Below are 11,285 nucleotides of genomic sequence, written 5' to 3' on the forward strand. Positions count from 1 at the left end.
TTATAATTATAAACCATGACATTGGAAAACGAGCATCTCCGACTGCGGAAGTGCTCGTTTTTTTCTATTCTGAAGCTAGTTTTTGCCCAGCCTCTATTTTTTATGAATTCAGGTTTCGAAGCTCAATTGTTGGAGTCTCTACAATTTGGTTTTATTGATAGGATGCATTCTCAAAATATGACTTATGCACCTAAAATTTTAATTAACAATGCTGATGAGAAACGTTTTGTTTTGACGGATTTGCAGGAGGAATTGCTTAAGAGTACAGCTTTCTATTTTTCTGTGGCTTTTGTGACTCAGTCTGGTATTTCTATGATTAAGGCGCAGCTAGCAGACTTAGCTTCTCGTGGTATATCTGGAAAGATTTTGATTTCACCATATCTTGATTTCAATGATCCTTTAGCCATGTATGATTTACTGAAGCTTCCAAATGTTGAGGTCTGTATTTCTCAGGAATCTATGCAGCTGCACTCTAAGTATTACCTTTTTGAGCAAGCTAATAAACAGGTCTTGATTGCGGGATCTTCTAATTTAACTGCGACAGCTTTGAAGCAAAACTATGAATGGAATATTAAGCTCAATTCAACAGATAATGGAGATTTACTGTATCAGACCAAGAAAGAATTTGATCGAATTTGGAATTTATCACGTCCGTTAACTGCTGAGATTATTGAATCTTATAAGGAAAAACGGAAAACAGTTATTCAAGTAACGACTTTTAATGAAGAACCAACGATTGATTACCAGGTTGGAAAAGTTGAACCCAATAAAATGCAGGTCGAGGCATTAGAGGGATTGAATATTGTGAGAGAAAATGGAGCTAAAAAAGCTTTAGTCATTTCAGCTACTGGGACGGGAAAGACTTATCTGTCAGCATTTGATGTCAGACAGGTCAATCCTAAGCGTATGCTTTTTATAGTACATCGTGAGCAGATATTGACTAAGTCTATGGAAAGTTTTCAAACAGTACTTGGTTTTGATCCAGATGAAGCTTGCCTTTATAAATCAGGGAGTGATGTCACCGATAAGAAATATATTTTTGCAACTATTCAGACTCTATCTCGCGATGCGAACTTACAAAAGTTTGCAGCAGATTTTTTCGACTACATCTTGATTGATGAGGTTCATAAGGCTGGCGCTGATTCTTATAAAAAGGTCATGAATTACTTTCAACCAGGTTTTCTTTTAGGCATGACGGCGACGCCAGAAAGAACTGATGGGCAAAATATTTACGAACTTTTTGACTATAATATAGCTTATGAAATTCGACTGCAGGATGCAATGGATGCAGATTTACTATGTCCATTTCATTATTTTGGAGTGACAGATATTGAAGTTGATGGTAAATTAATCAGCGAGAAGGAAGATTTCTCAAACTTGGTTTCTACTGATCGTGTTAACCATATTGTGGATAAAATTAAATATTATGGTCATTGTGGAGAAGCGGTGTGTGGTCTAATATTTTGTTCAAGTAAGAAAGAAGCAACTGAACTCTCTATATTACTTAATCAGAGAGGATTTAGGACCCAGGCGCTAACTGGTGATGATAAACAGAATATTCGTGAAGAAGCTGTGACCAAGCTTGAAAATGGTGAGTTGGATTATCTTTTAACAGTAGATATCTTTAATGAAGGGATTGATATACCAAGTGTAAACCAAGTTGTTATGCTTCGTAATACAGAGTCGAGTATTATATTTGTACAACAGCTTGGACGTGGTTTACGTAAACATAAATCTAAGGAATATGTGACCATTATCGACTTTATCGGGAATTATCGAAATAACTATTTGATTCCAGTAGCTCTTTTTGGTGATCAATCTATGAATAAGGATAATTATCGACGTGAGGTTCGTGAAGCCAATCTAATAAATGGTTTAACGACAGTTAATTTTGAAGAAGTAGCGCGTAAACAGATTTTTGAGTCAATTACAAATACTACTTTATCAAGTATGAAAATTCTTCATGATAGCTATATAGATTTGCAAAATAAACTTGGGCGCCAGCTATTTTTGAAAGATTTTATAACCTATCATGGGATTGATCCTCTAACATTTTTTGATAATAGTGCTTTTAAAGATTATGCAGATGTTGTAACTAAGTTTGGTGATAAAGAGATTCAGTTCTCGGATATACCGAAGAATTTCCTATCTTTTATAACTTTTGAATGTCTAAATGGAAAGAGACGTCATGAACTTGTGCTGTTGAAATTACTGATTGAAAATAAGGGAAGTGTTTCATTCGATCAATTTTTTGAATCCTTAATTGAAGATGATCTAGATATTTCAACTTTGGTACTTACATCGGTAGAGAATGTTTTGAATTTGAGATTTTTGAAGGCTCAAGAACAGAAAAAATTTGGCAATAATGCCCTTGTTTTTTAAAAAAGACGATGAGTACTATTTAAACGAACTGGTATTACAGGAACTTGATAAAAATGAGGATTATAGGACATTCTTTATGGATGTGATTGAGTCAGGATTATTAAAATCACAGGACTACCCAGAAATTTTTACGCTGGGACAAAAATATTCACGACGTGATGTGATTAAATTGATGAATTTTGCGAAGGATGAGAATCCTCAGAATGTCGGTGGTTATAAGATTGATAAAGAAACTAATTCATGTCCAATTTTTATTACTTATCATAAGAGTGATGATATTAATGAGAGTATCAAATATGAGGACGAGTTGGTAAACGAGTCTCTCTTATATTGGTTTTCTAAAAATAAGCGTAAGATGACTTCACCGGATGTTCAATCGATCGTTCAGTCTTCTAAGAATGATTTACGTTTGGAGTTGTTTGTTAAAAAGAATGATGCTGAGGGTGGTGACTTTTACTATCTCGGTCCACTTTCTTATGTAGAAGATAGTGCAGAACAAATTGAAAGATCAGAAGGCAGTGTTGTTAGTATGCTTTTACGGTTGCAGGAACCAATTAAGGCAGATTTGTTCCACTATTTAACATCAAAATAAAACGAGGACCAATTGGTCCTCATTTTTTACTTAATAAATCAACTGCTGGACGGTCAACTGGAGCCCAATCGAGTGTATTGAGATTGTTGGGATCTAACCAGATTGCATCTTGATGTTCAAGTAGTTGTAAGTCACCCTCGACTAGATGAGCACGAAATGTTTTCATAGAAACAGTACCGAAGTCATAGTCGTAAGATGCATCATTGACGAAGTCTATAATTTCAATTGTTGAGTTAAATTCTTCCTTAATCTCACGAATAAGAGCCTGTTCTGGTGATTCATTAGCTTCTAATTTTCCTCCAGGAAATTCCCATTTACCACTGAGTGATTTACCTTCGGGCCTTTGTGCACAGAAGTACTTTCCGTCTTTAAGAATAGCTGCTGCAACAACTTGTATAATTTTTCTTGACATAGAAAACCTCATTTCTAATTGAACTAATCATAGCATATTTTCTATAAGAACCCAAATAATCTAGAAGGACATTTGCTATAATAGCTTTAGTTAAAATTTGAGGAGTTGAAATATGATTGCTTTTCCTACAAACCAATGGAAGTATTTTAATCAAGTTATTCATCGATTGATAGAATCTTTAGTCATAGATGTATACGAAGAATTAGATGACTATATCGAAGAAATATTACCAAAATATTTATGGAGAGAACAGAGACTAAAATGCTTACAGGTTGTAAGAGAATTGTATTACTGGTCTGATAGGGAGGATGAATTTATTCATCAAATGTCTGCTTTTCATGAATTTGTTTTGTACTCTATTGTTAGAAGTTTAAGTTACATTCAAAATGATGATCCTGAATTATTTGAAGCATTTTTTGATAAAGAAACTTTATCTTTACTGTTACCTGAAAATTGGGAGAGTGATGATATTCTAGATGAAGAAATAAGTTTGACTTTTGAAGAATATTATTCAGATGTGAGTAATTTTGAATCTGATTTATTTATGGATACAGATTTTTTGATGATAGCAGATTTAGTAAATTATCGTAGAATGGGTATAGACATTATTGAAGAGAGACTTGGTATTAATATAGACTATTATTTTGAGTTATTACCTATGGATATTCAAAATCAATACCGTACAGGTCATATTACACTAACATCTGAGATTTTAAGTTTTGTTGATTATCTGAAAATGAGAATTGAGAAAGCAAGTTTATATCAGTTGTTTTGGGATAATGATAAACCTATCTTGGAAAAACAGATTCAAATACTAATTGAAAATATATTAGATGCATACTTCCATCAGAAGGAAGTTGATTTATCTAGAGAAGTTTTTATAGGAAATGGAAAGGTTGATTTTAAATTATTTAGATCTCATGAAACAGATGAGAAGGTTCTCTTAGAGATTAAGCGTGCTAGTAGCTCTAAATTTCGTCAAGGTTATGAAAAACAGCTTCAAGAGTATATTAAAGCAGCAAATTATAGAAATGGAGTTTATTTAGTCTTTTGTTTTACTGATGAAGAAGTTTTAAGAGTTGAGAGATTTATTTCTGAGTATGTTTCTACGAATACGTTATACCTGAATATTGAATTAATTGATGTAAGGAGACGATTGGTTCCGTCTAAGCTATAGGTTAATTATAATAAAGTCAAAAAAGTTTTATAAGAATATATAGGAGTTACTATGTCTATTGAATCGGATTTTTTTGCTAAGAAGCGGGTGGTTTTTGAGCGTTTGGAGGCCTTTGGTTTTGTGAGGGATGGCGAGGACTTTGTCTATCGTTCTCTTTTGTTGGATGGTGCTTTTGAGGCGGTGTTGACGATTTCGGCTAATGGTGATGTTTCTGGTCGTGTCATTGATTTGGATTTGGGTGAGGACTATCTTGCTCTGCGTGTGGAGCGTGCGACTGGTTCCTACGTCGGTCAAGTGCGTCAGGCTTATGTGGATTTGCTGGGTCAGGTGGCAGATGCCTGCTTTGAAGCGCAAGCCTTTCGTGAGCCTCAGACCAACCGTTTGGCGGCACGCCTGGCCTCTGACTTCGGCGACAGCTATGACCATCCCTTTCAGCGCTACCCTGACTACACCTCCTACCGTGTGGCTGGCAAGTGGTATGCTCTGCTATTTCCCTTAAAGGGACATAAGTTAGGGCTCTCTGGAGAAATGGCAGAGCAGACTATGGAGGTGGTTAATATAAAGGTTGACCCTAAAAGGCTAGAGGAGTATTTGGCTCTGGATGGTATCTATCCGTCCTATCACATGTCCAAGAAGTCTTGGATTTCTATCGTTTTAGACGATAGTCTATCGGATGAAGCGCTTTGGGACTTAGTTTCAGCTAGTCGTGCTCTGGTTAATCCAAATGCGCTAGCAAGCTCTGAGGGACCTGATTTCTGGATTATTCCTGCCAATCTCAAGTACTACGATATTGATAAGGAGTTTGAGGAGAATGAGGAAGTTCTCTGGACTCAGAAGGCATCAATCAAGGCTGGCGATTTTGTGCTCATCTATATTACGGCACCGACTAGAGCAGTTCGCTATATCTGTCAGGTTTTAGAGGCTGATCTTCCAAATCATGCCTATCGTGATGAGCCTTCAATCAAAAAACTGATGAAGCTCCGCTTGATAAAGACCTACGCTGATTCAGATCTAGATTTTGAAAGACTCAAGTCGCTTGGTGTAAAGGCGGTTAGGGGACCTCGTCGGGTCAGTCAAGACTTGCGAGCTTGGTTGCAAGAAAATCTCAAATAAGGCTATTTTCATAAAATAACATAGGAAGTTACCTTAGTTTACATGAAAGTTGCAGAAAGCAGAAAGAATTTTCTAAAAATTGTGAATTTGGTCTTCCTTTTTAGAAATAAAAAGAGTATAATGGTCACATTATTATAATTTGAGCTTAAAAGGTAGTACGCTTTTTAGGTAACCTAAGAGAAAAGGAGTGCAGAATATGAAAAAAAGCTTTATTCATCAACAAGAGGAGATTTCTTTTGTTAAAAATACTTTCACACAGTATTTGATTGATAAACTTGATGTCGTTGAAGTTCAAGGACCTATTTTAAGTCGAGTTGGGGATGGTATGCAGGATAATTTGTCTGGTATCGAAAACCCAGTTTCTGTTAATGTCCTTAAGATTCCAGATGCTCAGTTTGAAGTTGTTCATTCTTTGGCTAAATGGAAACGTCACACTTTGGCGCGTTTTGGGTTTAATGATGGTGAGGGGCTTGTTGTCAATATGAAGGCTCTCCGTCCTGATGAAGATTCTTTGGACCAAACTCACTCAGTCTATGTGGACCAGTGGGACTGGGAGAAGGTTATTCCTGATGGTCACCGTGACATCAACTACCTTAAAGAAACTGTTGAAACAATCTACAAGGTTATTCGTTTGACAGAGCTTGCTGTTGAGGCACGCTATGATATTGAAGCGGTGCTTCCTAAGAAGATTACCTTCATCCACTCAGAAGATTTGGTTGAAAAATATCCTGGTTTGACACCAAAAGAGCGTGAAAATGCCATCACTAAAGAATTTGGTGCAGTCTTCCTAATCGGTATCGGTGGTGTTCTTCCTGATGGTAAGCCACATGATGGACGTGCACCTGACTACGATGACTGGACAAGTGAGTCAGAGGATGGTTACCACGGTCTAAATGGTGACATCTTGGTTTGGAATGAACAGCTTGGCTCAGCCTTTGAATTGTCTTCAATGGGTATCCGTGTTGACGAAGAGGCGCTTAAACGTCAGGTTGAAATCACTGGCGACCAGGAACGTTTGGAATATGATTGGCACAAGGCTCTCTTGCGTGGTCTGTTCCCACTGACTATCGGTGGTGGTATCGGTCAATCTCGTATGGCTATGTTCTTGCTTCGTAAGAAACACATTGGTGAAGTTCAAACATCTGTTTGGCCACAAGAAGTTCGCGATACGTTTGAAAATATTTTGTAAGTTTGAGGCTGGGACAAATGTCCTAGCCTTCTTATTGTTTGTAAGGCGCAGGGGTTGGTAGCCTTTCTTGCTGGCTTTGCCAGCTTAGAAAGTCCCCTGCACAGTTCATTAGGTGCTTTAGCACCAATGAACCACTGCTGAGTGGAGAGGATGAAAGCTCCGCTTTCTCTATTTCCCACCTCAAACAGTCCAGTGGTCTGTTTGAGCGTCAATAAATCAACTCTTACAGCCCTACTCAACTGTGCGGAGGTGGGACGACAAAATCGAATTCCTTTGCTAAATTGCTAAAACTATCTCCCAGATAGTTTTACTGTCCCACTCTCTTTTTTGATAGCGAAAAACCTCGGAGGTATAAGCTCCGAGGTTATGTTAATTGGAATAGTCTTTCAAGAAGTTTTTTATAGTTGAGACCGATGATTGACTAGCATTGGTCAATCTAGCAATCTGTTCTTGATTGTGATAGACAGTCAGATTTGGCACGGTTGAGAGTTGGTATTTATCTCGAAAAGCCTGGAGGCTTGCGCCAGCATATTTTTCACTATCAATATAGTAAATCTTAGTTTTACTTTCCTTAAGAGCCCTGATGAGATTTGGGAGAAATGCTCTGCAGTATGGACAGGTTGGACGTCCCATATAGAGGATAAAGTCCTCCTTATCGTCAATCAGGCTCTGCAATTGCTGCGCATTAATGCTAATCAACTCCTCAGTCTTTACAGCTTGACTGTAGAGGAGTTCAGCCTGCACGATGTTTGGATCAAGTGGATTGCTATCGCTGGCATATACTGTTTTTCCAATCAGTAGAAAAGACAGGAGGAGAAGACTTGTGAGAAAATTTTTCTTGAGAAATGACATATCTTTTTAACCTTTGTTTAATGATAAACTTATCATAACAGAAAGAGCTTGAGATGTAAATGAAGAACAATCTTATAATAAATAATTTTACATGAATATAAAAAAGCTGGGTTTAGAAATCCCAACTTTTAAAGTGATTATTTAGTTAATTACCAAGGAAGACCGGCTGCAGCGATTTCAGCTTTAGAAGCATACTGTCCGTTAGCTCTGTGCCATCTACCACGGTAGTCTCTTGTGTATCCACCACTAGATTGTACTTGAGACTGGCTTGCTGCCTGAGCATCACGTGCTGCTTGTGCCGCCTGAGCTGCTTGCGCTGCTGCGGCAGCTTGTGCTTCTTTTGATGAAATAGCAGCGTCTACTAGGTTGATTCGGTGTTGCCAAGCTGCTTTTTTATTGGCGTCAGTTACGCTATCAACAGCAGCTTGTGCGCTTGCTTGATTTTCTCTCGTTTGATTATCTTCGAGGTTTTTAACTGCCTTTTCTGCATTTGCTTGGGCTTGCGCTTCAGCTTCTCTGATATTGATAGCATTTTGTACGGCATTGATACGATTTTCAAGGTTGGCTTTTGTGCCAGGATCTGAAACCTTGTTGGTAGCATCCTGGGCAGGGCTAACATTGTCACGAGTTTGGTTGTCTTCAAGGTGTTTGACAGCCGCCTGAGCTTCTTTGATGGTAATAGCTTGGCTAACCTTGTTGATACGATTGGTTAGATTTGCTTTGGTACCTGCATCCTTAACTTGATCACTTGCCGCTTGAGCGCTGGCAAGATTATCACGATTTTGGTTGTCTTCCAGGCGTTTAACAGCAGCTTTGGCTTCTTTGATGATGATAGCTTGTTCGACCGCTGCGATACGCTTTTCAAGTTTTTCCTTGCTGGTAGAAGTGCTCAAAGCAGCAACTTTTTCCTTAGCCTTAGCGAGGTTATCACGGTTTTGATTGTCTTCTAGGGTTTTAACCGCCTTTTCGGCATTGCTTTCAGCTTCACTGTTAGTTGCAGCATAGACAATCTGGTTTGATTGTGGTGTGACTAGTTGAGGATTAGCTAGTTGTGCACCAAAGAGACCAAGCAAAAGACTTGTAAGGATAAGTGATTTGTTCTTTTTCATAAGAACCTCCTAGATACTTTCATTCATAAAACTTTATAGCCTTATCTTATCATGAAAAGGGTTACATGTAAAGTGGAATTTTGCATATATTAGAAAATTCCGTTTAAGATAATCTGTCCTATTTTTGATATAATAGTAGACATTATGAGAATTGTATCTGGTGAATTTGGTGGACGTCCTTTGAAGACGTTAGAAGGTAAGACGACACGACCGACTTCTGATAAGGTTCGTGGTGCCATGTTTAATATGATTGGTCCCTATTTTGATGGGGGACGTGTCTTGGATCTCTTTGCTGGTTCGGGTGGTCTCTCAATCGAGGCTGTCTCACGTGGCATGGATGAGGCTGTTCTGGTGGAAAAAGATCGCAGAGCGCAAGCTATTGTCCAAGAAAATATCAAGATGACTAAGTCTGAAAAGCAGTTTAGCCTACTCAAGATGGAGGCAGAGCGTGCTATCAGTCAGTTGGCAGGGACTTTTAACCTGATTTTTTTGGATCCTCCCTATGCCAAGGAGCAGATTGTAGCCAATATTGAGGCGCTAGATGCGAGAGGGCTCTTGGCTGAGGATGTCATGATTGTCTGTGAGACGGACAAGTCGGTGGAGTTGCCAGAGGAGATTGCCTCTGTCGGTATCTGGAAGCAAAAAACATACGGAATTTCAAAGGTGACGGTTTATGTCAGATAAGATTGGGCTTTTGACGGGGTCTTTTGACCCTGTGACCTTGGGGCATTTGGATATTATTGAGCGTGCGAGCAAGCTCTTTGACCAGCTCTATGTTGGTATTTTTTACAATAAGGAAAAGCAGGGCTTCTTTTCGATTGAGGAGCGTAAGCACATGCTGGAAGAAGCGGTAGCAGAACTTGACAATGTTAGAGTTGTTACTGCTCATAATTCACTGGCTGTGGATATTGCGAGAAAGCTCGGAGCGACCTATCTGGTCAGAGGGCTACGCAATGCGACTGATTTTGACTATGAAGCTAATCTGGAATTTTTCAATAAGGGCTTGGCTGATGATCTAGAAACAGTCTATCTGATTGCTAGTCATGGGCAACAGCCTGTGTCATCTAGTCGTGTTAGGGAGTTGATTCATTTTGGGGCTGATTTAAGTCCTTACGCTCCAGACAGTGTTATCAAAGAAGTGGAGAAGAAGTTTGGAAGACAAGAAACAATCTAAAATCAAGGTTTTTGGAGCTTGGCTCAATCGCTTTAAGTGGTGGATTAGCGGTGTAACTGCAAGTATCCTTCTTTTAGCGGCGGTCTTTGTTCCTCTACCTTACTATGTTGAAATGCCTGGCGGAGCTTTTAATATCGCACAGGTTTTGACGGTTAATGACAAGGAAGATTCTGAAAGCGGCAGCTACGAGTTCGTTGCTGTGTCACAGGTGCGAGCAACCTTTGCTTGGCTTGTCTATGCTTGGGCAACGCCATTTACCGATATTACGACTGTTGAGGAGACAACTGGTGATTACAGTCAAGAGGACTACATCCGTATCAATCAGTTTTATATGGAGACGTCGCAAAATACTGCTATCTATCAGGCTTTGACCTTGGCTGGTAAGACGGTATCTTTGGACTATCAGGGTGTCTATGTGCTCAGCGTGTCAGATGATTCGACCTTTAAAGGTGTGCTTAATATCGCTGATACAGTGACAGGTGTCAATAGTCAAACCTTCAGCAGTTCAGAAGAATTGATTGCCTTTGTCTCTGATTTGGATCTGGGTTCTGAAGTGACGGTGCAATACACGTCAGGAGGTGAGAGTAAGGAGGCTACTGGTAAGATTATCGAGCTGTCAAATGGTAAAAACGGTATCGGAATCGGTCTTGTTGACCACACCAGCGTTTCTTCTGATGATAAGATAACCTTCCATACAGGCTCTGTCGGTGGACCAAGTGCGGGGCTTATGTTCACGCTGGATATTTACGACCAAGTCTCTAGCGAAGACCTTCGTAAAGGTCGCACCATTGCTGGTACAGGGACCATCAATATGGATGGAACTGTCGGTGAGATTGGTGGTATCGACAAGAAGGTCGTATCTGCTGCCAAATCTGGAGCGACCATCTTCTTTGCACCAGCAGGCGACAATTATAAAGACGCTGTTAAGGCTGCCAAAGAGTATGGTACTGACATGAAAATCGTCAAAGTGTCAACAGTTCAGGAAGCTATTGATTACCTCAGAAATAATGACTAATGTAAAGACTCTAAGAGTAGCTAGACTATTTTTGGAGTTTTTTAATACTAAGTGTACCCTTGGAATTTTAAAAATTTTATTGAGCTAATATTATCCTACAACAATAACAATGACTCCCTCAAGTAAAATCAATAAATTTGCGATCAAATAGTGTCTTTTCATAGTATTATCCTCACTTTTATTTTCTACCATTTGTCAAGTATATCAATGCTTTAAGCCCAAAAATAATATCAAGACAGTAGCCGTTACGTGGTTATTGTCTTATTTTTA

General features: G+C 38.9%; 9 protein-coding genes and 1 pseudogene. 7 read left to right on the forward strand and 3 right to left on the reverse strand.

Annotation, left to right across the window (positions count from 1 at the left end; genetic code table 11):
* The first annotated feature begins 102 nt into the window (after nt 1–102).
* Nucleotides 103–2,974, forward strand: a pseudogene (locus tag JOC28_RS09430) (DUF3427 domain-containing protein).
* 19 nt (nt 2,975–2,993) lie between these two features.
* Here JOC28_RS09430 and JOC28_RS09435 read toward each other — a convergent pair.
* Nucleotides 2,994–3,386, reverse strand: a complete 393-nt coding sequence (locus tag JOC28_RS09435) for a (deoxy)nucleoside triphosphate pyrophosphohydrolase (protein ID WP_205010443.1) — start codon at nt 3,384–3,386, stop codon at nt 2,994–2,996.
* A 112-nt stretch (nt 3,387–3,498) separates the two neighbouring features.
* On the opposite strand from JOC28_RS09435, the gene JOC28_RS09440 reads away from it, so the two are divergent.
* The 3 genes from JOC28_RS09440 (at nt 3,499) to asnA (ending at nt 6,865) form a co-directional block, all read left to right on the forward strand.
* Nucleotides 3,499–4,563: a hypothetical protein gene (locus JOC28_RS09440; protein WP_205010444.1), complete on the forward strand. Its 1,065-nt coding sequence runs from the start codon at nt 3,499–3,501 to the stop codon at nt 4,561–4,563.
* A gap of 51 nt (nt 4,564–4,614) precedes the next feature.
* Nucleotides 4,615–5,676 carry an MmcQ/YjbR family DNA-binding protein gene (locus tag JOC28_RS09445; protein WP_205010445.1) on the forward strand — a complete coding sequence of 354 codons (1,062 nt, stop codon included), beginning with the start codon at nt 4,615–4,617 and terminating at the stop codon, nt 5,674–5,676.
* Nucleotides 5,677–5,872: 196 nt separating this feature from the next.
* Complete coding sequence (gene asnA, locus JOC28_RS09450) at nt 5,873–6,865, forward strand: aspartate--ammonia ligase (RefSeq protein WP_205010446.1); 993 nt, start codon at nt 5,873–5,875, stop codon at nt 6,863–6,865.
* Between the two features lie 369 nt (nt 6,866–7,234).
* On the opposite strand, the gene JOC28_RS09455 is transcribed toward asnA, so the two are convergent.
* Together JOC28_RS09455 and JOC28_RS09460 are read right to left on the reverse strand one after the other, a co-directional pair.
* Nucleotides 7,235–7,717 carry a DUF6568 family protein gene (locus tag JOC28_RS09455; RefSeq protein ID WP_205010447.1) on the reverse strand — a complete coding sequence of 161 codons (483 nt, stop codon included), beginning with the start codon at nt 7,715–7,717 and terminating at the stop codon, nt 7,235–7,237.
* Between the two features lie 149 nt (nt 7,718–7,866).
* On the reverse strand, nt 7,867–8,826 hold the full coding sequence (locus JOC28_RS09460) for a hypothetical protein (RefSeq protein ID WP_205010448.1): 960 nt from the start codon (nt 8,824–8,826) through the stop codon (nt 7,867–7,869).
* 144 nt (nt 8,827–8,970) lie between these two features.
* Here JOC28_RS09460 and rsmD point away from each other — a divergent pair, with 144 nt between their 5' ends.
* From rsmD to JOC28_RS09475, 3 genes are read left to right on the forward strand one after another with little or no spacing between them, the layout of a single operon-like run.
* Nucleotides 8,971–9,510: a 16S rRNA (guanine(966)-N(2))-methyltransferase RsmD gene (gene rsmD / locus JOC28_RS09465; protein ID WP_205010449.1), complete on the forward strand. Its 540-nt coding sequence runs from the start codon at nt 8,971–8,973 to the stop codon at nt 9,508–9,510.
* On the forward strand, nt 9,500–10,000 hold the full coding sequence (gene coaD / locus JOC28_RS09470) for a pantetheine-phosphate adenylyltransferase (protein ID WP_205010450.1): 501 nt from the start codon (nt 9,500–9,502) through the stop codon (nt 9,998–10,000). The genes rsmD and coaD overlap by 11 nt, the downstream gene beginning before the upstream one ends.
* Complete coding sequence (locus JOC28_RS09475; RefSeq protein ID WP_239548949.1) at nt 9,978–11,015, forward strand: SepM family pheromone-processing serine protease; 1,038 nt, start codon at nt 9,978–9,980, stop codon at nt 11,013–11,015. Before coaD ends, JOC28_RS09475 begins: the two co-directional genes overlap by 23 nt.
* Nucleotides 11,016–11,285: the final 270 nt, after the last annotated feature.

This window comes from Streptococcus loxodontisalivarius (assembly GCF_016908645.1).
GTDB classification, from domain to species: Bacteria; Bacillota; Bacilli; order Lactobacillales; family Streptococcaceae; genus Streptococcus; species Streptococcus loxodontisalivarius.

Coding starts and splice junctions, on each gene's coding strand:
- JOC28_RS09435 (WP_205010443.1), bottom strand. CDS start 3,386: ATGTCAAGAAAAATTATACAAGTTGTTGCAGCAGCTATTCTTAAAGAC.
- JOC28_RS09440 (WP_205010444.1), top strand. CDS start 3,499: ATGATTGCTTTTCCTACAAACCAATGGAAGTATTTTAATCAAGTTATT.
- JOC28_RS09445 (WP_205010445.1), top strand. CDS start 4,615: ATGTCTATTGAATCGGATTTTTTTGCTAAGAAGCGGGTGGTTTTTGAG.
- asnA (WP_205010446.1), top strand. CDS start 5,873: ATGAAAAAAAGCTTTATTCATCAACAAGAGGAGATTTCTTTTGTTAAA.
- JOC28_RS09455 (WP_205010447.1), bottom strand. CDS start 7,717: ATGTCATTTCTCAAGAAAAATTTTCTCACAAGTCTTCTCCTCCTGTCT.
- JOC28_RS09460 (WP_205010448.1), bottom strand. CDS start 8,826: ATGAAAAAGAACAAATCACTTATCCTTACAAGTCTTTTGCTTGGTCTC.
- rsmD (WP_205010449.1), top strand. CDS start 8,971: ATGAGAATTGTATCTGGTGAATTTGGTGGACGTCCTTTGAAGACGTTA.
- coaD (WP_205010450.1), top strand. CDS start 9,500: ATGTCAGATAAGATTGGGCTTTTGACGGGGTCTTTTGACCCTGTGACC.